The following is a 22,699-nucleotide window of genomic DNA, read 5'->3' on the forward strand; positions in this document are numbered from 1 at the left end:
TCCTTTTATATGTTTTTTCTGTAAATCTTGTTTGTTGATTATCGCTTCATTTGTTCGTTTTCACTGGCCAGGCTACTGTTTCCCCCTCTTCTTGATGAGGCTACAACGATTGCTATACCCACTGGACACGTACAACTTCCGCTCAAATCAACTTAAATAATTTATATATAAAGTCCGGTTGCACTACTCGCTCCTAATGATCCAAGTGCCCACATGTAGATCATTTTTCATCGCTCCTTAATATAACTTAAATCTCTGAATAGATTTGGAACATTGGTACGATGATGGAAATGACAATGACTCCAACAGCTGCTGCAAGTATCACGATGAGTAATGGCTCAATAAGTGCTTTTAATCTATCGGTTGCATACTCTACTTCTTTTTCATAAAAGTCTGCGACCTTTCCTAGCATTTGATCTAATGAGCCTGTTTCCTCGCCGATGCTAATCATTTGAACGACTAGTGGCGGAAATACCCAATTATCCTTCATTGGTTCTGTGAGGCGTTTTCCTTCTTCTAATGAATCACGTGACTGTTTTAATGTACGTGCTATCACCTCATTGCCGATGACCTTTTCTACAATTTTTAATGATTGTAAAATTGGTACGGAGCTGCTAAATAAAGAGCTTAGCGTCCTACTCATTCTAGCTAATGCCGCCTTCTGCAACAAGAGGCCAAATATCGGTAATTTTAAGAGAAAGTAGTCTAAATAATACTTCGTATCATCGTTTTTCCTCATAATCCAAATCGCGACCGCTAACAGTATGACAGCAATAAGAATTAACCACCATAATGTTGACACGATATTACTTACAGTTAAAACAAAGACAGTAATTGCAGGCAGCTCACCTCCTAAGTCAGATAACATCGATGCAAACATTGGCACAACAGACGTTAATAAGAAAATAACAACGACAGTAGCAACAATTGCGATAATGATTGGATAAGCTAATGCAGATTTTACCTTTTGCTTCGTATCATGCTGCTTTTCAAATTGTACAGCTAATTGCTCAAGCGCTTCGTCTAAAGACCCAGTAGCTTCACCAGCACGAACCATATTGACGAAAATCGGTGGGAATATATTTTTCTGCTTTTCAGCAGCTTCAGAAAATGACATTCCCGATAAAAGCTCTTCCTCTACATTTTCTAGCGCTCGCATTAACGGCTTACTGCTCGTCTGCTTTGACAAAATGTTCGTAGCATCTACAATAGAGACACCCGATTTTAATAGAGTGGCGAATTGCCTTAAAAATAGAACAAAATCTCCAAGCTTTACAGGGTTACCAAAAGTAATCTCTTTATTTAAAAAGGTCGGTTGGACTTCGTCTAGTGTTGCTTGTGCAACACCTTGGTCTCTTAACTTTTGTATCGCTTTTTTACGAGATTGTCCTGAAATCGTCCCTTCCTTCGGTAATCCTGTATTTGTTCTTCCTTTATAGCGAAATTGTGGCAAACCATTCACCTCTCTTTTATATAATGTTTTGCCTCTTCATAATCGATTAAGCGATCCGTTAAAAGCTGTCTTATGCTCATTTCTAGCGTATGCATTCCTTCTGAACGACTCGTTTGAAGTACATTTTCGATTTGATGTATTTTTTCGTTTCTAATTAAATTCGCTATCGCATAATTGTTCACAAGTATTTCTGTTGCCGCTTTTCGTCCACGACGATCGACCGTCGTTAATAAACGTTGGGAAATGACAGCTGCTAAAACAGAAGCGAGCTGAATTCTAATTTGTGCTTGCTGACTTGGCTGGAATACATCGATAATACGATCAATTGTTGCAGCAGCGCTAGATGTGTGTAGCGTGCCTAAAACGAGATGACCCGTTTCTGCTGCTGTAATGGCTGTAGCAATCGTGTCTAAATCTCGCATTTCCCCTACTAAAATAACGTCTGGATCTTGTCGAAGTGCCGACCTCAATCCTGTAGAGAAGCTCTTCGTATCAGATCCAACCTCTCTTTGATCAATAATACAGTTTCTATGCTTGTGCAAATACTCGATTGGGTCTTCGAGCGTAATAATGTGCTTCTTTACATTTTCGTTCATGTGCTTAATCATAGCGGCTAAAGTCGTCGATTTCCCGCTACCAGTAGGACCTGTCACTAACACTAACCCTTGCTTTTTCTCTGCAATTGTCTTTAACACACTCGGCATCGCTAAGTCTTCTAAACTCGGGATTTGCACTTGAATGACACGAATCGCCATGCTTAAGTGCGACCTTTGGTAATATGCATTTAAACGAAAACGCGAAACACCTGGAATTCCATATGAAAAGTCGACTTCACGATTTGTTTCTAGCTGTTCCTTTAACGCTTCTGGTAATACCTCTTCTACCATCTCTTTAATGTCCTCAGGTTTTAAACTTTCCTGATCGAGTGTTATTAATTCACCATGAATCCTTAGTACTGGCGGTTTCCCAATCGTTAAGTGTATATCCGAGGCTTCGAGATAAATAGCTTCTGATAATAATTTTTTTAAGCTTCGACCCACGTCTTTTCACCTACTTGTCGGTTGCTACTCGTAAAACTTCTTCTGTCGTTGTTAAACCTAGCTTCACTTTTTCTAAGCCATCATCGACTAAAAAGGACATTCCTTTTTTTAGCGCATACTCTTTAATTGCATGGCTAGATTTTTCATTCATAATCATGTGCTTTATCTCATCATCTAGTACAAGCATTTCATGTATCGCAATTCGATCCCGATAGCCTGTCATATTGCATGTTGGGCAGCCTTCGCCTCGATACACTTTATCTACTTCAATACCTCTTTTAGAAAAAATTGCTTTTTCTCTCAATGTTAATTCATGTTCTTTCTTACAATCTCGGCAAATCTTTCTGACAAGACGTTGTGAAACAATACCAGACAATGATGCAGCTAAGAGAAAAGGTTCAATTTTCATATCAACTAATCGGTTGATCGTACTGATTGAGTCGTTCGTATGAATTGTACTTAATACTAAGTGGCCTGTTAGTGATGCACGGACAGCAATTTCTGCCGTTTCTGAGTCTCTTATTTCTCCGACCATGATAATATCTGGATCTTGTCTCAATATGGAGCGGAGTCCACTAGCAAATGTCATCCCGACCTTCGTATTCACTTGAATTTGATTAATCCCTTCAAGCTGATATTCCACAGGGTCCTCTACCGTAATGATGTTCACTTGTTCCGAATTTAAGCGGTTTAAGCTTGCATATAACGTCGATGATTTACCAGATCCAGTTGGTCCTGTAATTAAAACAATACCGTTTGGCATGTCCAACATCTCTGTTAACTGTTCATAATGCTTCTCACTAAAGCCAAGCTTTTCTAAATCGTTGAGTGAATTGCCTAAGTCTAAAATACGCATTACGATTTTTTCTCCGTATACTGTCGGTAAAGTGGAGATTCTTAAATCAATAGGATGAAAATCAATATTCACTTTAATTCTTCCATCCTGTGGAATACGTGATTCTGTTATATCTAAATTGCCCATAATTTTAATTCGAGCAATTAGCATATTTTGCATGTGCTTTGGAAGTGTTCGTTCAGTTTTTAACACGCCATCTACACGATAACGAATGATGACTTTACTTTCTTGTGTATCTATATGAATGTCACTAGCTCTCTCTTGAACTGCTCTAAGTAAAAGCTGGTTTACTAGCTTGACCATGGGTGAATCATTTTCAATTAATGTTTCCATTTCTTTATCATCTGTAGAAGGCATTTCCTCAAATAGTTCTTCTACAGTATCCTCAAGCTCGTAATATTTATGGATTGCTTTTAAAATATCGTCTTTCGTAGCGATAGCGACTTCTACCTCAAATCCAGTGGAAAGACGTATATCATCGATAGCAAAAAAGTCCATCGGATCTGCCATTGCAATGAAAAGCTTATCTCCTTCAAGCTTTAGTGGCATTAAGTTTCTCGTATTAGCAATTTCCTTAGGTACTAGATTTGTCATCTTTGGATCAATCGGGTAACGATATAAACTAACATGTGGAATTCCAAGCTGATATTCAAGTACTTCTATTAATTGCTGCTCAGTAATATAGCCTTGTTGAAGTAATACATCACCAAGCTTTTGGTTACTTGTCTTTTGTTCTAGTGCCTCTTCTAACTGTTCTTTACTAATAAGGCCTGTCTCAACTAATAAGTCACCTAATCGCTTTCGACTTTGATTCAAAACGTTCACCTACCTTTTAGTATGTGATGTTCTCTATAGTTAACGATAACGCATCGCGGATACATAGTAAATAAGTACCATGTCAATCAGCAGAAAAAATAAAATCCTGTCATGTACTATATTACTCATTATAATGTATAATAGGACTAAATAAATAGAATTTTTTTACCAAAAGCAAAAAAATATATAGGACTATTCACTTATCATTTGTTCAATATAGTGAATTTCACATGTGTACAGTTCTTATTACCAATATTATTATAGGCTTAAACTTAAAAATTAAGGTGGTGATATTATAGTGCTAAAAGACCTCTCTCGTAAAATATTTGTTGAAGATGGTAGAACATTAGTAGAAATTCTAATCTCTATCACGATATTAGCTATTGTTACTGTACCGATTGCATCGATGTTTGTTCAGTCTGCTCGCTCTATTAATGTTGCCGAAGAGCTGATGGACGCCACCTACGTAGCACAAACAGTTATGGAGGAAATTTATCATATAAGTGATGGTTCATTAGCTAGTTTTGATGCGCTACATGAAGCAGAAGGATTCGATTATTCTCCCATTGATTTAGAAGAGCCAGATTATATTTTTCAGCAAATTAAAAATGGTTATGAAATAGAGGTTATTTTATCAAACGAAAATGATCTCGTAAATGTATTAGTTAAAGTGATCGAACAAGGAAAGTTATCAGCACAAATGGAAACGTATTTAGATTGGAAGTAGAGGTGGTCATATGATTAAAAATGAAAAAGGTTTAACGTTAGTCGAGCTACTCATTTCAGTAGCTTTAATATCAATGATTGCTATTTTAATCACCTCAATTCAGATTTTTGGACAAAATCAATACACAAATCAATCAAAGCAAATTGATAATCAAGCAAATGTTCGATTAGCAATGAATGTGTTAACGAAAGAAATTAGAAGTGGGAGTTCAGCCGAACTTAGTGCAGATTTTACTGAATTGAAGATCGAAAAGGTCGGTGGCGAATCTACTATATTTTCATTTATTGATAATCAAATTATACAAAATAACTCAAACATCATCGCAGAAAATGTTCAAGTCGATCATCCTATCTTCATAAAAAATGAAGCGCATGAGAGTATTGGAGTGAAATTAACGATCCATAGTCAAGGTGAACTTAATTACCAAACAACATCACTGTCTAGCACAATATTTTTAAGAGGAAGAGGCGGTGATTCTGAATGAAGCTAAGTTTAGATGTGAAAAAATACATGACGAATGAAAAAGGTATCACATTAATTCTCGTGTTGATTTTAATCGTTGTCATGTCCGTTTTAACTGTTAGCCTTATCGGTGTCACAGCAACAAACTTGAAAGTGAGTTCTGGGGAAAGAGATAATCAATCTGCCTATTATATTGCAGAGTCAGGGATTAACCTTCATATTAATAGTATAAAAGAAAATCTAGATAAAGAGAGTGTAGACGAAATTATTGGGCCTCTTCCTAATGAAACTATCTATTCAAATTTTGAGCCTCAGCAAGGCATTGAACCTAGGGCGATAGTAACCATCGATGAGACTAACATGGATGGTGTTTACAAAATCACATCAATTGGAGAGATAGGAAATCGTTCAAGGGTAGTAGAAGTGACCTTTACCTTACCAATGAGTGAGGGAGAAAGTGGTCCACCTATATTTATTCCATCTGACATGGCGGTATTTTCCAACAGTACAATAAAACTAGATGGTAGCACGTCCATTAATGGTTCTGTTGGAACTGTCTCTGATAACCCTGGAAGTATAACGATTGCCGGCGGTGGTGGAAATAGAATTACAGGTGATATTTTTGTAGGTGGGAATTTGAATAATGTTATTTCAAAACCGAATGGTGTAACATTAAGAGATCCAAAAGTGATACAAAATAGTTTTGATTATACATTACCTCAATTCCCAAATTTCCCTGAATTAACTACACCTGCAAATGGTGGCCCTATTTCAAATGGAAATTTACACGTCGGTCCTTGGCCATTTCAAGGCTATACTTTCTCAGAAGATGCACATTTTAATACGATCATCGTTGATTCAAATACAACTTTGACCATTGATGTTGGTGGTGAAAATGAGCATCGAAAAATAAGAGTGAATAATTTACATCTAAGACAAGGCCATATTCGTTTAGTAGGAGAAGGAAAGTTGACTTTATATATAGAAAATCAATTTACTTTCCAGAGTACCAATCGCATAAATGTCACGCATTCAGGTGATCAAAATGAGATTAAAGACGTAACTGATCAGTTAAATATATTTTATAGCGGATCTAACAAACTAGAAGTAGGCGGCCAATCGCAAATTTTTGGTTCGATATATATTAATCATGCTGACCTAGATATAGGTGCTTCTGCTACCTTTACTGGACATATTATTTCTGGAGGTAATAAGGTTGAGATTTCTGGAGATTCTAAAAATAATACAAGAGTACTGTTTGCACCATTAGCAAAAGTTGAGATGACTGGTTCTAGTCAAGTAAGAGGAACTATTATCTCAAAGGAATATGAAGCTTCTGGTGGAGGAATTAGAGTCGATTACCAAGAGATTGATCAAGACAGCTTAATTCCTTTCTTCCCTGGAAATGGTTCCGGAGATGAAGAAACTCCTACATTTAACTTTGAGTTACAGACACCAACTGTTGAAAAATAAGATTATAAAGAAAGCTCATAGACTGTTATATTCAAAGAGGGACTCGAAAAGGTGAAAGTACACCTTTTCGAGTCCCTCTTTAATATTAGGGATTGAAAAAGGCAAACATCATCCCTTTTCAATGCCCTCATTTTACACTTTTGAAGTCAAGTAACCAACAGTTAATAATACGCTACTTTATTTCTCCCTTGCTGCTTAGCTCCTGTATACATCGCACGGTCGGCGTTACGTAAAACAGACATGCCTGTTTCATCATTTTCTAGCTTTGTTGCAACACCTATACTAGCGGTAATTCTAACTAGCTTACCATCGCCACTGTTTAAATCATCGGAAACTTTAAATAGCTGTGATTCAATGTTTTGACGCAGCGTCTCAGCCATATCTTCAGCGTATTGAGCAGTATCACCTTCTAAAAGCACTACAAACTCTTCTCCCCCATAACGCGCTAGTACTCCAGATGTCCCTACACTCTCTTGTAACAAATGGGCAACTTGGCATAAAATATCGTTTCCACTTTGATGTCCATAATTATCATTGATTTTCTTAAAGTGATCGAGGTCTAGAAGTATGATCGCAAATTGATCGTCTTTCTCTGGAACATCGTATTTTTCCAAAAGTCTATTTTCAAAATAACGAAAGTTAAACAAGTTTGTTAATGCACAACGTTCACTATCTTTTTTCGTTTTTTCATAGTTTCTTGCATTTTGGGCCGCGACGGCGATGTAGTTAGCCATTATTTGCAATATCATGAGATGACTTTTTTCAAATGCACGCTTCTTGTTAGCAACAATTGTAATGACACCTACTATTTCATTATTCCTTACCGAGGGTACAGACATAATGGAGTGTGCATGAGGAAAGTGTTCTTTATTAACAAACGGCTTCCACTGCTTTGCTTCTGTATAGAGTACTGATTCCCCTGTTTGTGAGACATTTATACTAATATTATCACCGGACAATAGTCCAATATTATTTTGGTTATTTGTCGTGTACATTTCAATCGCTTGTAGCTTTCCATCCTTTAACGTATCAAACACATAAACATAATTAACGTCAAAGATTGATTTTACCTTTTTTACAAACAATGAACATATATCATTTACCGATAAGTTTTCATTTATTTCAGAACCAAAAGCACTCACTTTTTTTAATAATTTCCCTGTTCTTTCACTCTCATTATAAAGCTTTAAAAAGAGAGAAAGAAAAACGAGTGGTATTCCAATTAATAGTACAGCTAAATATCCTATTTCTTGATACAAAGCTACTAATGAAATCCCAATAGGTATAATCATTATTGCGGAAACTGCTTCCCACGCTAACGCTTCATCAAAAAACTTTATTCCTTTTAGCTTCACTATATATTTTCTTAAAATAAATATGAACCAATTATTTAAGAAAAAGTAAACTGTTGCGTATGTAATGATAGGGAAAATCATGCTTATTATAGATATTTCGGAAAAATTCCCCGTAATCCCACCCATTAAATAAAATACACTCCCTGAAACGAACGAGACTAATAAAAAAACGATAGAGTTAATTGGTAATCGATAAATCTCATTTCTAGAGAGCTTTAAGCTTAATAGCGTGACGATAATAGCTAGCTGCATTACCACCATTTCTATTAATAACCCGAACTGTAGGAATATCGCTAGTGATATTCCGTGTAATGGAACGATATTAGCGTGACGAAACCGAATAGGAAACCTTGAGGCAAATAAAACAAGACTTAAGAAGAAAAGAATAGCGTGCCATTCTTCTAGAAAAATAGGTAAACCGTTTTTAATAAAGAAATAAATAAAAATCGGATATAATAGAAGCCAAGTGGCCCATACTATATATTTTTTCTTAGCCGTCATCGCCACACCTCCAACTCATGTAAGTAAAAAACGATACGATATAGTCTCTATAATGCTACAACATTGCTTATGTCGAATTTTCTGAAAAATCATTATAATAATGAAACTATTTTACCATGCTTACTACTAATATGTTAAGGAAAAAATGTCCATTTTTGGTACATAATCAGACTTTCGAACCATAAGAAATAACTAAAAACATTATTGCACCAATACGGTAACCGTTTACATAAAGTGTATATTTTTTTATAAAGATAGGAGATTAGTCTTATAAAACTATCTTATATAAGGCTAATCTCCTATTTTTTAATGAAAGCTTCGTTTCATATCATTTATAAATTGGTGTGAGCCTGTAATTAATACTATGTTTGATTCATTATTTATTACATAATCTTTCATCCATGCTTTTGGATGCTCAACAAGCTGGTTTTCATGGATGCCGAATTGCTCGAAATCTGATAGTGGTAAAGCCCTTGGCGAGGAAAAGGTTGTCACAAATAGCTTTGATGTAGCTCCTTCTAGCTGTTCAATCATCGTTTTTATTTCTTTATCCTTCATTGCAGCAAACAACACGGTTATTTCCTTTTCTCGGAATCTTTTTTTTACTGTTTCAAGCGTTTTTTCTATCGCTGGAGGATTATGTGCAGTGTCTAATACGATCACTGGGATAGTATCTATTATTTCAAATCTCCCTGCTAGTTGTGCCTTAGATAAGCCGGCAACAGCTTGTTCATCTGTGACCATCAGCGCATAAAATTGGTGTAAGTAGTCTATCGTCATAAGTGCTAAGGCAGCATTTTTCCCTTGATGGTCCCCTAATAGCTTTAACGGAACATGTTTTAATTTCCGATACGCTGCTTCGTACGAAAGTGTTTGTGTATCTGCTTCCAAACTCGTTTCATAAGTAATTCGACTTTGTAGCGCGTATAATGAAGACCTTTTTTCCTTTGCTTCCTCTTCAAATACAAATTGTATATTAGAATCACAGGCTGTCATCACAGCCACCCCTGGTTTAATAATACCTGCCTTTTCTTTGGCAATTTCCTTTAATGAATCTCCTAAATATTCTTGATGGTCATAGCCTACATTAGTAATTACTGATACGAGTGGGAAAATGACATTGGTCGCATCATTTCTCCCCCCCATTCCTGCTTCAATGACTGCGATATCAACCGGGCTTTTAAAAGAGAAATAATATAATGCAAGTGCCGTTATGAGCTCAAACTCGCTAATAAGCTCGTCCATTTCTTGCTCAACTACCGCAACTGTTGGTGCAATTTCACTTATCATTGTCGTAAATTGTGATTCAGACATTGGCTCTCCATTAATCGCAATTTGCTCCCTGACGTCACCAAATGAAGGGGTCATATATGTACCTACAAAAAAACCTGCTTCTTGAAGCATAGAGCGTAGAAAGGTAACGGTCGATCCTTTTCCATTCGTCCCTGCTACATGAATCGTCTTTACTTTTCGTTCTGGATGATTTAATGCCTCCATGAGCTTTTCCATTCGCTTTAAATCATATCTAATTCCGGCAACTCGTTTAGAGTTGACATAATCTATCGCATTTTTATATGTCGTAATCATTTTTTATAAGCCTCCATGATATGAATAATTGCAATTTTGTTTCATTACTGCCATGATAATCTCGAGGAACGGCGATCATGCTTAAACATATCTGTTCCGAATATAACTTTATCATATATTTTTATAGTTCTGAAAGGAGTTGCACCTATGAATCCGCTTTATGGCTGGTTAATATATAACGGAAATTTAAAGACAGATAAATTTATAGATTACGTTCGTTGGTTCCAAAAGGTAGCAAAAGAGCACGACGTCTATGTCGATGCCATTGCGAATAATGAACTTCTCGTCACTATAGAACGAAGTGGAGAGGCTAGCTTCACATCAAAAAAAGTAGATATGAGTAGGAAACGTCCCGATTTCGTTCATTTTGCCGATAAGGACCTTCACCTTGCAAGACATTTAGAGAATGCTGGCATCCCTGTATTTAATTCATCAAGCGCTATTGAGCTATGTGATAATAAAGCATATATGCATCAAGTGTTGTCATCTAAGCACATACCGATGCCGAAAACAATCATTTCACCAAAGGTTTATCCAGGGTTACCGTTGACCGACGAATCCCATGTAGAAATGATTAAAGAAACATTGAATTTTCCATTAATTTTGAAGGAGGCTTATGGCTCCTTCGGACAACAAGTCTATTGGATTAACAATGAAAAGGAATTAATACAAAAAGTAACTGAACTTAAAGGAAGGGAACTCGTTTTTCAAGAACCTGTCATGACAAGTCTAGGTACGGATATTCGTTTAAATGTTGTCGGTGAACGGGTAGTAGCTGCAATGAAGCGCACGTCAGAAACAGATTTCAGAGCAAATGTCACTGCTGGAGGTAAAACGATACGATATAAGCCAACTGCAAATGAAGAAGCATTGGCAATCGCAAGTGCGAAAGCCGTAGGAGCTGTGTTTGCTGGGGTTGACTTACTCATTGGAGAAGATGGACCTGTTCTTTGCGAAGTAAATTCAAACCCTCACCTTAGAAGTATTTATGAATGCACAGGGGTAGATGTAGCGGTTGAAATGGTTGAATTTATTAAAGTGGCTTGCAGGAAGGGAGAATAAAATGGTGGATAAACGTCTTGGTTGGCTGATTTATCGTAATGAAGATATACATAAGAATGAACGTTTCATCAACTTCCTTCACGAGGCAGCAGAACAATATGACCTTGTCCTTTCTTTAGTCTCGTATGAGGATTTAGTGTATCAGCTAGCAAATGGTACTACATCCTTTACTGACAAGGAAAAGCCTTCCTTTGTGATAAACCGATCCGTTTCTCCTTGGCTAAATGAAGTGATAGCGCTTAATGGCATTCGCGTATTTAACAATGCTACTGTTGCGCGCTTAGCAAACGACAAAAGACTAACGCATGCTTATTTTCAACATAAAGGTATTAGAATGCTTCCTACTGTTTCAACGACAAAGTTACAGCTCGTTAAACAACCACCTCTTTCTTTCCCATTTGTCGTAAAGGACCCGTTAAGTCGTGGCGGTGTAGGTGTATTTCACGTCAAAACTGAGAAGGAACTAGTCGAATTAGCGCCATCCTTCAGTGACGATTGCATCGTACAACCAGTATGTGATAGCCCTGGAAAAGATTTGAGGGTGTATATCATGAATAATGAAATAGTCGCTGCGATATTACGTGAAAGTGAAACTAGTACTGAAATTCGTGCGAACATTTCAACAGGAGGAACATCACGGCTATATGACTTGTCTCACCGTGAGAAAATGCTTATTACAAAAATGTGTGAAGAAATCACGATTGATTTCGCCGGAATAGACTTTTTATTTGATAAAAACGGCGATCTTTTATTTAACGAAATGGAGGATGCTGTAGGCTGTAGAAGCTTGTATATGAATAGTGAAATCAATATTGCCGCGCTATTTATGAAGCATGTGAAGGAAACACTGTTATCGTAAGAAAGGGGCTCAAAAGCGGTGATTGTTGAGGGATTGTAGTTTATATTGTAATGGCTACGCTCGTCGCTCGCCTGATAGGAGAACCCCATTCCTATCAGGCTTTTTAACGTTTGCGACGACTACGCACATTACTTAGGGGCACTGAAAAAGTGAAAGAACACCACTTTTTCTGTGCCCTCTTTTTATCTATTGAGTCCTTTAAAGTGAAGGAGTCTACCTAATTAAATTATTTTTAAATGCATAAATAACAGCTTGGGTGCGATCATGTACTTCGAGTTTATTTAAAATATTACTCACATGTACCTTCACCGTTTTGAGGGCAATATAAAGCTCATCAGCTATTTCTTGGTTTGCTTTCCCTTCTGTCATGAGCTTCAACACTTCCATTTCCCGCTCCGTGAGTTGATCATGCAAATGAGCCTCTTGTTTTTTTCTCATTTGACTCATGATTTTCCCCGTAACCTCGGGCTCTAAAATCGATTGGCCACCATATGTAGCACGTATCGCATCAGCTATATCCTTCGCTTTAGACGTTTTTAACATATAACTTGTTGCTCCTGCCTCAAGAGCTGGATAAACTTTTTCGTCATCAAGGAAGCTCGTAACGATAATGATTTTCGCCTCTGGCCATTTCTCAATGATGTTTTTAGTTGCTTCGATTCCATCCATCCTTTTCATTACTAAATCCATTAATATAATATCTGGCTTTAACTGTAGTGCTAAGTCGACTGCTTCATCTCCATCATTTGCTTCGGCAACAACATCAATATCCTTTTGCGCTGATAAATAGGAGGATACGCCAATGCGTACCATTTCATGATCATCAGCAAATAAAACTTTAATCACGTTACTTGCCCCCTTTTCTACGGTATGGGATCTTCACTTCTAAGCGTGTTCCTTCTTGTTCAACACTTACTACTTTTAATGTACCACCAATTTCAAGCGCACGCTCCTGCATATTTAGTAATCCGTATGAACTATTCGTTTTTGCCTCTTCAACATTAAAGCCAATACCATCATCAGACACGCGCAATATCACAAATTCATCTCGCTCTATTAGCATTATATGTAGTCGTCCGGCTTTAGAGTGACGTAGTGCGTTGGAGACGGACTCTTGTAATATTCTAAATAAATGGTCCTCTACACCTTTTTCTAGCTCAAGCGTTTCTATTTTACACTCTATTTCCATTGGTACCTTTTGTTTTAATTCCGTGAGTAGCTCGTTCATTCCTTCCGAAAGCGTTTTTTCTTTTAACGCGATTGGACGTAAATGTAATAATAGAGCTCTCATTTCTAATTGTGATTGCTCAATCATCCGTTCAACTAGCCCTAACTGATTTTTTACTGCAGGGTCCTCAGGCGGGTCACCTTCGTTAATCGCTGACATCATCATGGAAGCCGCAAAAAGCTGTTGACTTACTGAGTCATGAAGTTCTCGTGCAAGGCGATTACGCTCTTGTAAAATAACTTCTTGTAAGCTTTTTTCGCGCTCCTCGGTTCGTTCTGTTGCTAACCTCTGAGAAAGTTCTGCTTGTTTTTCAAGCTTTTCTTCCAACAACAATAACTGCTTTTGTATCGGTATAATATCCTTACTTTTTTCCAAAGCAACGTCGGAAACTTTTCTTCCCTTCACGACGTCCTCCAGTTGATCGTGTACATATGTGAGCTTTTTAGAAAAATAAATACTATATGAAGCACCAACAATGATTCCGGTCATAACGATAAGACCACCTAATAATATGAGGTAATTCACATCATAAATTTTAGTAGTAAATAGTAAACGCCATTCCTCTAATGGAAATATAAGAAAAGTTGTTCCGACAATAATGATAGTAAATATGAGTGCTCCCACGACGCCGACAATGATCTGTTTTAGCATGAGGTTCATATTCGCTTCACCTCAATATCACCTGAAACAACAGACGTCACTATTTTAACTCTCGGTGTATTCACGCCGTAGCCTTCTGTATAATAGGAAATACTCTCGTTAAATAATTTCGTGTGACGCTTATGAAATATCGTTGCTCGTCCTAATAGGGAGCTATGATGAACGTGAACTTCTACTTCATACGGTACATAGATTTTTATATTACCGACAATATGTCTGATCGATATGACTGCATCCTCTGGTAAAACGGTATTACTAAGGTCTATGACGCGATCGCCAACACCACCATGGATATTAATATCGCGCCATTGGTATGGTGACTCACTCGTTTGTTGATTCCCAAAAAATTTATTTTGAAAGAGAGGTTCTACTTTTACAATGGGTTCTGGTAATGCATTGATATTTTCATCACCGAACTGAGGAGATAAATATTCAGGCTCCTCTTTAGATTTTTGATAATGGATAAAAAATAGAATGACAAGCGCGATGGCTAAAAATCGAAATGCAAACATATTTAATACAGTAAAAAATAATACGATGCAGCCGAACCCAAAAAGAATTTTCCCGAAAGTAGACTCATATTGTTTTCTTCCTATAAAAATAAGGAAAGAGAAAAATATGAGCGTAAAAACTAATCCACTATTAAAAAAGAATAGTTCTATAAATAAAAGGGCGACACCTATTAACAATAACAAACTCAATGTGTTTGTTGAAAAGCGTTGAAACATCAATTAGGCCCTCCTGTCTGTTTTAATAGTAGTTTTTTAGAATATATCATGTAACATGATCATGACTTCGAAAAGACGCAGCTACGCGCGCCCTTTCTATCATACACCTATTTACATTTCTACTTCCATAAATTTCGCATGTTTGACATTTTTTCATACCGTTTTCACTTCTTTTTCTTCTTGCCAATGCTTATAAAGAACATATAGTAAATATAATGCTGCAACACCAATCACCGCGAAAATATTAGATAATCCAATGCTTAAAACGATAAGCCCTGCGATGATCCAGCCAATTTTCCCAGTCGTTGACTCCGCTTTCCCAAACTGCTTTAAGATGATATAAAGTAAATATATGCTAACACCAAGGACAATCATCGGTCCTATGTTGACAATTAAAATAATTAGAGCAACTATTCCTAACACAAACATCCATATTTTATTCATTCTTTATTCCTCCTCATTTACTTCTTGTCTATATATTACCTATAAAAAAGTTTTTTCATAATGAACTTGAGAAATATTTCAACTAAGACTTAAGGAGTATTTAACGAAAAAATTACCTTATCCTAATAGTCAAATACTATTTTTTGACTATTAGAATAAGAAATAAGACAATTAGTATATAACCGAATGACGATATATCGTTCAAGTCGTTCGGAGCGCACCGGTGTCTAAATGGATAAAAAAAATACATAGATTTGAGGGATGGCTAATGAAAAGCATCATTTTATTTGATGGCGTTTGTAATTTTTGCGTTGGAAGTGTGCAATTTATTATTAAAAGAGATAAGAATGCGCGTTACCAATTTGCTTCCCTTCAAAGTGAAATAGGAAACAAATTAAAAGCAGAGTATCAAATCCCTGAAAACATAAATAGTTTCATTTTAATCGAAGATAACCAAGTTTTTTATAAATCAACAGCAGCATTGCGAGTATGTAAAGGGTTAGATCGTGGGTGGAGGGCGTTTTATCCACTTATTATCGTTCCACGTCCTATTAGAGACTTGTTTTATTCTCTCATCTCGAACAATCGATATAAATGGTTTGGAAAAAAGGAGTCATGTATGATCCCTTCCCGAGACATTCGTGAGAGATTCCTTGAATAGTTCATGTGGACACAACTGGTGATTTTAGAGGGCACTGAAAAAGTGGCTTTCTTTCACTTTTTAAGTGCCTTTAAGCAATGTGCGTAGCCGTCGCAATCGTTTAAAAGCCTGATAGGAGTGGGTTTCTCCTATCAGGCGAGCGACGAGCGTAGCCATTGCAACACAAATAAAAGGCACTGAAAATTTGCTTTGTACTTTTTCTGTGGCCTCTGGTCTTTACCTAATTCAGTTCCCTCTGCTTGTTCAGTCACCACTAAATTTTCTTTCGTTGTAGAAGCCACTTCAAAAAAAATAGACTTAAAACTTTGTGAAGATAGTTTCAAGTCTTTTTTATAAGTCTTATCCTTTAAAAGCCCCGCTATAAGTGTTTTTTATATTGCGCGTTCGGCGAGAGTAGCAATGCCAGGACTTTTATTAGCTTGTGGGTAAGCAGCTCACATACCATTTTCAGTACTTTTACTAGCTTTTTGAACATTCTCATTTGTTTTTACTTCATAGCGTGATGATGATATAGCTTCACAAATTCTTCCACTAACATACTACTTATTGGTCTATCAACAGGTAACACCGTATCATCAATCGTATGTATTGGCATTACTTCAGCACTTGTACTCGTAATAAAAGCTTCATCTGCATTTTTTAGAAAATCAGTTGTAAACTCCTTTTCCACTAATGGTATACGAAGCTCTTTTGCTAATTGCATCACCTTGGCACGAGTGATTCCGTGTAGTATTCTTTTAGTCGCAGGGTGAGTATAAAGTTTACCATCCTTCACTGCAAACACATTACTACTAGAGCCTTCGGTGACGATACCTTCACGAACAAGGATTGCTTCACCATGCCCATTTTTTAGTGCTTTTTGTTTCGCGATGATATTCGGGAGTAGATTAAGTGATTTAATGTAACAATTTAACCACCGTTCGTCTTCGAGAGTAATAACTGAAATACCTTTTTCTCGATTAGATATTGGACGAGCTTTACGAACTGTCATTGAAAACACCGCAGGACATTCAGGATAATTGTGCTGCCTTGGAGCAATTCCACGTGTTAATTGAAAATAAACGTCGGCTTCTTTCATTTCCGAACGAGTGATGCCCTCATCAATAATCGCCGTTATTTTCTCTTTAGGAAAAGGCAATACCAATTCAATAGCATCTGCACTTTTTTGAAACCTTTCTAAATGCTCCTCTAGCAAAAATGGTTGTCCGTTATACACTCGTACAACTTCATAAATTCCGTCTCCAAATTGATGTCCACGTTCTTGAATTGGTACTACTTTTTCATTAATATCTACAAATTTGTTTTCATAAAATGCGATTTCTGCCATATCTATCACCCACTCTAGCACTTTTTCTTCATTATGACATGCAGATTTTTCTCTGTAAATGAATGTTTATCAATCTTAAAATAGAAATCATGTAAAACATGAGATTGTTCCTTTTGGATATTGGCTTCATTTAAAAGTGTATTGAATGTTTATTCTACCTTCACACGATTCTCCACGTCATGATGGGACTTTAAAACATGGTTCTTACCCCTTCAGACCGGGGCGTTCACTCTAAAAGGATATTAAATCGTTTTATTCTACCTTCACACGATTCTCCCCGTCATGACGGGAATTTAAAACATGGTTCTTACCCCTTCAGACCGGGGCGTTCACTCTAAAAGGATATTAAATCGTTTTATTCTACCTTCACACGATTCTCAGCGCCATGACGGGACTTTAAAACATGGTTCTTCTCCCTTCAGATCAGCACTTTCACTCTAAAAGGATATTAAATCGTTTTATTCTACCTTCACACGATTCTCAGCGCCATGACGGGATTTTAAAACATGGTTCTTCTCCCTTCAGAACGGCACATTCCTTCTGAAGGGATATTAAATTTATTCTACCTTCACTACCTAGTCTAAAGATATTATAAATCAAGCTCCGATAAATAATCAGCTAAAGAATGCAGCGTAGTTCCGCTTCTTCCAACTGTTTTTTCGGCAGTGATCATAGAGTTGATAATTGCCTCTTCAGTCGCTTCAGCGATGGCATGAAAGGCTAGGTCTATTTCTTCCTCGTGAATACATGTTTGTGTTAATAGTTTCTTTGGACGCTTATGCGGAATGGTTGCAGCTGTACTAAAGCCAATAACTATGTCACCACTACCGTGTGCCATCTTGGAACCTGTCCTACTTAAACCTACACCACAGCGTTTTATTATTCTTTCAAGTTGTCTTTCAGAAACAGGCAAGTCTGTAGCTACAATAATGATGACTGAGCCTTTATCTTTATTATCTATTTTGTCATTTACCTTCATCTTTTCAAGCTTAGTTCCGACGTTTTTCCCGTTAATAATGAGATCATGAAGTTTACCGAAGTTCGTTAAGACGAGAACACCTAGTGTATATGTTTTATTTAACACTTCTATTTCCCTTGATGCTGAGCCAATACCCCCTTTTAATCCGAAGCATTTCATTCCGGTTCCTGCTCCTACTGCTCCTTCTGGAAAATCTTGCTTCGCGTCTTTAATCGCGGTAAAAACATCCTCCTCATGAATGACTTGCTGGCGAATATCATTAAAATGCATATCATTACACTCTGCCACAATCGGGTTAATTGTACCTGTCGTTCGTCCAATATCCGGATTATCTTTCAGCATATATTTAATTAAGCTTGCTGAGACATTTCCTACACTTAACGTGTTTGTTAGTAATATAGGCGTTTCAATCGTTCCTAGTTCATCAATTTGAATTGTACCTGCTGTTTTACCAAATCCATTTAATACATGGCTTGCAGCAACTACTTTTTCCTGAAATATGTTCCCTTGGTGAGGGAGGATAGAGGTAACTCCAGTATGTATTTCACCATCTCGGATTGTTTTATGTCCTACTGTTACCCCTTTTACGTCCGTAATTTTGTTTAGTGGCCCAGTCGGGAGGGTACCAATATTAATATTCCAATCTCTTGCTCTTTTCAACACTGTCATTTGCTTTCCCCCTTTTTGTCTGACTGTTATTTTAACCAATTTATTGAGCTTGACTCAAAAGGTCAAAATTTTTACCTTTTAGTCAACCACTAAAGCTTGTTATAGCTTTTTTGACAGCCTCAAGCGTGGCATTTCCCGGTATTTCTTAAGTTTATAATTAATGCTCTTCACGCTAGTAGCACGGCGGACAATATCCACTGCCAAGTTTCATTTTCTTATTCCTCAAGAAAACCAAGGATCAGTAGCAATCCTTGGTTTTACTTTACAAGCTATTTTTTTAATTCTTCTAATCGCGCTGCTACTTTATCTCGTTGTTCTAAATAATCCTTTTCCTTTTCTCGCTCAGCTTCTACTACATTTTCTGGAGCTTTCGCAATAAAACCGTCGTTTGACAGCTTCTTCTGAACGCGAGTCACTTCTCCATCTAGTCGTTTCCATTCACCTTCAAGACGCTTTATTTCTGCATCTAAATCAAGAAGTCCTGCTAAAGGTAAATATAGCTCCACTCCGGATAAAACAGAACTCATCGATTTTTCTGGTGCCGTTAAACCTGTGCCCATTTTTAGCTCACTTGGTCGGCAGAAGCGTTCGATATACGCTTGACCGCGGTTTAACTGATCAAGAATTGACTCAGAATCAGCATTTATGTGAAGGGTAATTTCACGACTCATCGGTACATTTAACTCTGCTCGTGTATTACGAACGGAGCGAATGATTTCTTGAAGCAGCTGCATATCCTTAACTGCTTGTTGATCCATAAGTTCATCGTCACGTGTTGGCCAAGCTGCTACTGTGATCGACTCGCCTTCGTGCGGAAGGTATTGCCATACCTCTTCTGTAATAAAAGGCATAAACGGATGTAATAAACGCATCGTTTGGTCTAAAACGTAAGCGAGTACCGAGCGCGTAGTTAACTTCGCCTCTTCGTCATCCCCATTTAATGGTAGCTTTGCCATTTCAATGTACCAATCACAGAAGTCATCCCAAATGAAGTTATAAAGAGCTCTTCCTACTTCTCCAAACTCATACGTATCAATGAGCTTTGTTACTTGCGTGATCGTATCTTGTAAACGAGTTAAGATCCACTTATCGGCAATTGACTTTTTACCAGTTAAATCAATTTCCTCATATTTTAATCCTTCCATATTCATTAAAGCAAAGCGAGAAGCGTTCCAAATTTTATTTCCAAAATTCCAGTTCGATTCAACTTTTTCCCAATAAAAACGAAGGTCCTGCCCTGGTGAACTGCCTGTTGAAAGGAAGAAACGAAGAGCATCTGCTCCGTACTTATCAATAACATCCATCGGGTCTACACCGTTTCCAAGAGATTTACTCATTTTTCTACCTTCAGCATCTCGAACAAGCCCGTGTATGAGTACGTCTTTAAATGGTCTTTCGTTAGTAAAGTGTAATCCTTGGAAAATCATGCGTGCTACCCAAAAATATATAATGTCGTAACCTGTAACTAATACATCTGTAGAGTAGTAACGTTTGAAGTCAGGAGCTTCTTGATTTGGCCAGCCCATCGTTGAAAATGGCCATAGTGCAGAGCTAAACCAAGTATCTAAAACATCCTCATCCTGCTCCCAATTTTCGATATCCTCTGGTGCTGTACGACCTACATAAAGCTCCCCTGTTTCTTTATGGAACCACGCTGGAATTCGATGCCCCCACCACAGTTGACGAGAAATACACCAATCACGAATATTTTCTATCCAATGTAAATATGTCTTCTCAAAGCGATCAGGAACGAAGTCTACTTTACCTTCTGATTGTTGAAGCTTTATTGCTTCCTCTGCCAATGGCTTCATCTTTACGAACCACTGTGTTGAAAGATAAGGCTCTACAACTGCTCCACTACGCTCTGAATGACCAACGCTATGCATATGATCTTCAATTTTGAAAAGAATTCCTTCCTCTTGCAAGTCCTTTACGATTTGCTTTCGGCATTCAAAACGATCCATCCCTTGATATTTACCCGCATTTTCATTCATTTTTCCCGCTTCATCCATGACAAGCACACGCTCAAGGTCATGACGATTTCCAATTTCAAAATCATTAGGGTCATGAGCAGGTGTGATTTTTACAGCACCAGATCCGAAGTCCATATCTACGTAATCGTCCGCAACAATAGCAATTTCCCGGCCGACAATAGGTAGCTTTACTTTTTTTCCAATGAGATGTTGATATCGTTCGTCTTTAGGGTGTACCGCAACTGCTGTATCACCTAGCATCGTTTCCGGGCGAGTTGTCGCAACTTCTATATGACAGCTTCCATCTGCTAATGGATATTTCATATGATAAAATGCACCTTGTACGTCTTTATAAATAACCTCAATATCGGATAATGCAGTTTTCGTTTGTGGGTCCCAGTTAATAATATATTCACCACGGTAAATCAAGCCTTCTTCGTATAAACGTACAAACACTTCTTTTACTGCATCAGATAAACCTTCATCAAGTGTGAAACGCTCTCGTGAATAATCTAATGATAGTCCTAGCTTAGACCACTGTTGACGAATGGTCTCCGCATACTCTTCCTTCCATTCCCATGACTTTTCAATGAATTTCTCTCTTCCTAAATCATAACGAGAAACGCCTTCTTCGCGAAGTTTACCTTCTACCTTCGCTTGTGTCGCTATCCCCGCATGATCCATACCAGGTAACCATAATGCATCATACCCTTGCATTCTTTTCACTCGAATAAGAATATCTTGTAGTGTTGTATCCCAAGCATGACCTAAATGCAGCTTTCCCGTAACATTTGGTGGTGGGATAACAATTGTGTACGGCTTTTTATTTTCATCTCCTGTTGCTTCAAAAAACTTACCATTCACCCAGAAAGGATACCACTTTGCTTCAGTTGATTGTGGATCATACTTTGGTGGCATTGATATTTCTTTATTTTCCATTTTTTCTTCCTCCTTAAATCTTAGGGTAATCCCTTTTATGTAATAATTGATTAACATTGATTGTAACTATGCTAAAAAAACGCATAAAAAAAACTCCTCACGTCAAAGGACGAAGGGAGTTATATTCCTCGCGGTACCACCTTTGTTTACAATCAAAATAGTGGGCATTAATTAAAACCCCGTCTATAGATTGTACACTCACGGCTTTAACGGTGCTGAACCGGCTATCGCTAATGACAATGTGTTCACGATAACAACTCAAGGGCGACCTTCCACCTCTACCTCCAAGGAAACCTTTCAGCATCGATATTTCGATGGTTTCCCTCTCTGATGGGCTCAAGATGTACTCTTCCCTATCTTCGTTTTTAATAGAGTCAATTTATGTACACGTTATTTTACCTTTTATTGACTTTATAATCAATAGGCAGCTTTGAATTTTCACATTTTTCATTACTTCTACTATTTTCACCAAAAACTTTTCAACTTAAACAAAGACTATTTTTAGTACACAACTGAATTAGCCGTGCATATGAATAAAGTAAGAGCGCATAGAGAGGAGGATTACGTTGTTTAGAAGACGTAGAAGCTTCAGACAATTTCGTTGGCCTCGATGGTTTCAGCGTGGGATAGACGTATTGTATCAAATTTTATTACCTTTAATTATTTTACAATTTTTACGTATTCTCTTTTTGCCTACGACCTTTGACATTATATTATTAGGTGCCCTTGTAATCCTTTATCTTTCGCATCAAATGGGATGGTTTTCGAAGTGAATGCTTTTCGTTAAAAGATCTATATTTAATGTGGGTTACTTTGATAGAACATATTTGCTATTCCCACTTAAAATTTAGAACGGGCATTGTTTTTTAAAAGGCAACCAACCATTACAAAACTGCAGTT

Annotated in this window: 19 protein-coding genes, 1 riboswitch and 1 other annotated feature; of the genes, 7 read left to right on the plus strand and 12 right to left on the minus strand. The window is 37.3% G+C overall.

Annotation, left to right across the window (positions count from 1 at the left end; all coding sequences use genetic code 11):
• Positions 1 to 162: 162 nt before the first annotated feature.
• A riboswitch (cyclic di-GMP riboswitch) is annotated at positions 163 to 247 on the minus strand.
• The 3 genes from BCELL_RS15295 to BCELL_RS15305 are packed head-to-tail and all read right to left on the minus strand — an operon-like array spanning position 248 to position 4,165.
• Positions 248 to 1,453: a type II secretion system F family protein gene (locus tag BCELL_RS15295; protein ID WP_013489675.1), complete on the minus strand. Its 1,206-nt coding sequence runs from the start codon at positions 1,451 to 1,453 to the stop codon at positions 248 to 250. It abuts the riboswitch before it with no gap.
• Between the two features lie 5 nt (positions 1,454 to 1,458).
• Positions 1,459 to 2,493: a type IV pilus twitching motility protein PilT gene (locus tag BCELL_RS15300; RefSeq protein ID WP_013489676.1), complete on the minus strand. Its 1,035-nt coding sequence runs from the start codon at positions 2,491 to 2,493 to the stop codon at positions 1,459 to 1,461.
• A 10-nt stretch (positions 2,494 to 2,503) separates the two neighbouring features.
• Positions 2,504 to 4,165 carry a GspE/PulE family protein gene (locus BCELL_RS15305; protein ID WP_013489677.1) on the minus strand — a complete coding sequence of 554 codons (1,662 nt, stop codon included), beginning with the start codon at positions 4,163 to 4,165 and terminating at the stop codon, positions 2,504 to 2,506.
• Positions 4,166 to 4,463: 298 nt separating this feature from the next.
• Here BCELL_RS15305 and BCELL_RS21735 point away from each other — a divergent pair, with 298 nt between their 5' ends.
• The 3 genes from BCELL_RS21735 to BCELL_RS15320 are packed head-to-tail and all read left to right on the plus strand — an operon-like array spanning position 4,464 to position 6,827.
• Positions 4,464 to 4,892, plus strand: a complete 429-nt coding sequence (locus tag BCELL_RS21735; RefSeq protein ID WP_013489678.1) for a type IV pilus modification PilV family protein — start codon at positions 4,464 to 4,466, stop codon at positions 4,890 to 4,892.
• Between the two features lie 10 nt (positions 4,893 to 4,902).
• The gene (locus tag BCELL_RS15315; protein ID WP_013489679.1) at positions 4,903 to 5,376 is read left to right on the plus strand and encodes a PilW family protein; all 474 of its coding nucleotides are present in this window, start codon (positions 4,903 to 4,905) and stop codon (positions 5,374 to 5,376) included.
• Positions 5,373 to 6,827, plus strand: coding sequence for a pilus assembly PilX N-terminal domain-containing protein (locus BCELL_RS15320; RefSeq protein WP_013489680.1), 1,455 nt, complete (start codon positions 5,373 to 5,375; stop codon positions 6,825 to 6,827). Before BCELL_RS15315 ends, BCELL_RS15320 begins: the two co-directional genes overlap by 4 nt.
• Positions 6,828 to 6,988: 161 nt before the next feature.
• Here the strand turns inward: BCELL_RS15320 and BCELL_RS15325 are convergent, their stop codons facing one another.
• Together BCELL_RS15325 and BCELL_RS15330 are read right to left on the minus strand one after the other, a co-directional pair.
• Entirely contained in the window at positions 6,989 to 8,683 is a 1,695-nt protein-coding gene (locus BCELL_RS15325) for a sensor domain-containing diguanylate cyclase (protein ID WP_013489681.1), read from the minus strand.
• 306 nt (positions 8,684 to 8,989) lie between these two features.
• Positions 8,990 to 10,270 carry a bifunctional folylpolyglutamate synthase/dihydrofolate synthase gene (locus BCELL_RS15330; RefSeq protein WP_013489682.1) on the minus strand — a complete coding sequence of 427 codons (1,281 nt, stop codon included), beginning with the start codon at positions 10,268 to 10,270 and terminating at the stop codon, positions 8,990 to 8,992.
• 147 nt (positions 10,271 to 10,417) lie between these two features.
• Between BCELL_RS15330 and BCELL_RS15335 the strand changes: the two genes are divergently transcribed.
• Both BCELL_RS15335 and BCELL_RS15340 read left to right on the plus strand, forming a co-directional pair.
• Positions 10,418 to 11,332, plus strand: a complete 915-nt coding sequence (locus BCELL_RS15335; protein ID WP_013489683.1) for an ATP-grasp domain-containing protein — start codon at positions 10,418 to 10,420, stop codon at positions 11,330 to 11,332.
• 1 nt (position 11,333) lies between these two features.
• Entirely contained in the window at positions 11,334 to 12,191 is an 858-nt protein-coding gene (locus tag BCELL_RS15340; RefSeq protein WP_013489684.1) for an ATP-grasp domain-containing protein, read from the plus strand.
• A 213-nt stretch (positions 12,192 to 12,404) separates the two neighbouring features.
• Here the strand turns inward: BCELL_RS15340 and BCELL_RS15345 are convergent, their stop codons facing one another.
• The 4 genes from BCELL_RS15345 to BCELL_RS15360 all read right to left on the minus strand — a co-directional run bounded on the left by BCELL_RS15345 (position 12,405) and on the right by BCELL_RS15360 (position 15,251).
• Complete coding sequence (locus BCELL_RS15345; protein ID WP_013489685.1) at positions 12,405 to 13,037, minus strand: response regulator transcription factor; 633 nt, start codon at positions 13,035 to 13,037, stop codon at positions 12,405 to 12,407.
• Position 13,038: 1 nt separating this feature from the next.
• Positions 13,039 to 14,079, minus strand: a complete 1,041-nt coding sequence (locus BCELL_RS15350; RefSeq protein WP_013489686.1) for a sensor histidine kinase — start codon at positions 14,077 to 14,079, stop codon at positions 13,039 to 13,041.
• Positions 14,076 to 14,807, minus strand: a complete 732-nt coding sequence (gene liaF, locus BCELL_RS15355) for a cell wall-active antibiotics response protein LiaF (RefSeq protein WP_013489687.1) — start codon at positions 14,805 to 14,807, stop codon at positions 14,076 to 14,078. Before liaF ends, BCELL_RS15350 begins: the two co-directional genes overlap by 4 nt.
• A gap of 153 nt (positions 14,808 to 14,960) precedes the next feature.
• On the minus strand, positions 14,961 to 15,251 hold the full coding sequence (locus BCELL_RS15360; RefSeq protein WP_013489688.1) for a lmo0954 family membrane protein: 291 nt from the start codon (positions 15,249 to 15,251) through the stop codon (positions 14,961 to 14,963).
• Positions 15,252 to 15,519: 268 nt separating this feature from the next.
• Between BCELL_RS15360 and BCELL_RS15365 the strand changes: the two genes are divergently transcribed.
• The gene (locus tag BCELL_RS15365; protein ID WP_013489689.1) at positions 15,520 to 15,912 is read left to right on the plus strand and encodes a thiol-disulfide oxidoreductase DCC family protein; all 393 of its coding nucleotides are present in this window, start codon (positions 15,520 to 15,522) and stop codon (positions 15,910 to 15,912) included.
• Positions 15,913 to 16,399: 487 nt separating this feature from the next.
• Here BCELL_RS15365 and dat read toward each other — a convergent pair whose 3' ends face one another.
• The 3 genes from dat to BCELL_RS15380 all read right to left on the minus strand — a co-directional run bounded on the left by dat (position 16,400) and on the right by BCELL_RS15380 (position 21,799).
• Positions 16,400 to 17,239, minus strand: a complete 840-nt coding sequence (gene dat, locus BCELL_RS15370) for a D-amino-acid transaminase (RefSeq protein WP_013489690.1) — start codon at positions 17,237 to 17,239, stop codon at positions 16,400 to 16,402.
• Between the two features lie 589 nt (positions 17,240 to 17,828).
• On the minus strand, positions 17,829 to 18,887 hold the full coding sequence (locus BCELL_RS15375) for a DmpA family aminopeptidase (protein WP_013489691.1): 1,059 nt from the start codon (positions 18,885 to 18,887) through the stop codon (positions 17,829 to 17,831).
• Positions 18,888 to 19,156: 269 nt separating this feature from the next.
• The gene (locus BCELL_RS15380) at positions 19,157 to 21,799 is read right to left on the minus strand and encodes a valine--tRNA ligase (protein ID WP_013489692.1); all 2,643 of its coding nucleotides are present in this window, start codon (positions 21,797 to 21,799) and stop codon (positions 19,157 to 19,159) included.
• Positions 21,800 to 21,901: 102 nt separating this feature from the next.
• Positions 21,902 to 22,168, minus strand: a binding site (T-box leader).
• A 197-nt stretch (positions 22,169 to 22,365) separates the two neighbouring features.
• Here BCELL_RS15380 and BCELL_RS15385 point away from each other — a divergent pair.
• Positions 22,366 to 22,572, plus strand: a complete 207-nt coding sequence (locus tag BCELL_RS15385) for a hypothetical protein (RefSeq protein WP_013489693.1) — start codon at positions 22,366 to 22,368, stop codon at positions 22,570 to 22,572.
• The last annotated feature ends 127 nt before the right edge of the window (positions 22,573 to 22,699 follow it).

It is taken from the genome of Evansella cellulosilytica DSM 2522, from assembly GCF_000177235.2.
Taxonomy (GTDB): domain Bacteria; phylum Bacillota; class Bacilli; order Bacillales; family Salisediminibacteriaceae; genus Evansella; species Evansella cellulosilytica.

Bases quoted from the DNA above. Each gene is read 5' to 3' on its own strand.
- BCELL_RS15315 (WP_013489679.1), top strand. From the start codon at position 4,903: ATGATTAAAAATGAAAAAGGTTTAACGTTAGTCGAGCTACTCATTTCA.
- BCELL_RS15320 (WP_013489680.1), top strand. From the start codon at position 5,373: ATGAAGCTAAGTTTAGATGTGAAAAAATACATGACGAATGAAAAAGGT.
- BCELL_RS15325 (WP_013489681.1), bottom strand. From the start codon at position 8,683: ATGACGGCTAAGAAAAAATATATAGTATGGGCCACTTGGCTTCTATTA.
- BCELL_RS15330 (WP_013489682.1), bottom strand. From the start codon at position 10,270: ATGATTACGACATATAAAAATGCGATAGATTATGTCAACTCTAAACGA.
- BCELL_RS15335 (WP_013489683.1), top strand. From the start codon at position 10,418: ATGAATCCGCTTTATGGCTGGTTAATATATAACGGAAATTTAAAGACA.
- BCELL_RS15340 (WP_013489684.1), top strand. From the start codon at position 11,334: ATGGTGGATAAACGTCTTGGTTGGCTGATTTATCGTAATGAAGATATA.
- BCELL_RS15350 (WP_013489686.1), bottom strand. From the start codon at position 14,079: ATGAACCTCATGCTAAAACAGATCATTGTCGGCGTCGTGGGAGCACTC.
- liaF (WP_013489687.1), bottom strand. From the start codon at position 14,807: ATGTTTCAACGCTTTTCAACAAACACATTGAGTTTGTTATTGTTAATA.
- BCELL_RS15360 (WP_013489688.1), bottom strand. From the start codon at position 15,251: ATGAATAAAATATGGATGTTTGTGTTAGGAATAGTTGCTCTAATTATT.
- BCELL_RS15365 (WP_013489689.1), top strand. From the start codon at position 15,520: ATGAAAAGCATCATTTTATTTGATGGCGTTTGTAATTTTTGCGTTGGA.
- dat (WP_013489690.1), bottom strand. From the start codon at position 17,239: ATGGCAGAAATCGCATTTTATGAAAACAAATTTGTAGATATTAATGAA.
- BCELL_RS15375 (WP_013489691.1), bottom strand. From the start codon at position 18,887: ATGACAGTGTTGAAAAGAGCAAGAGATTGGAATATTAATATTGGTACC.
- BCELL_RS15380 (WP_013489692.1), bottom strand. From the start codon at position 21,799: ATGGAAAATAAAGAAATATCAATGCCACCAAAGTATGATCCACAATCA.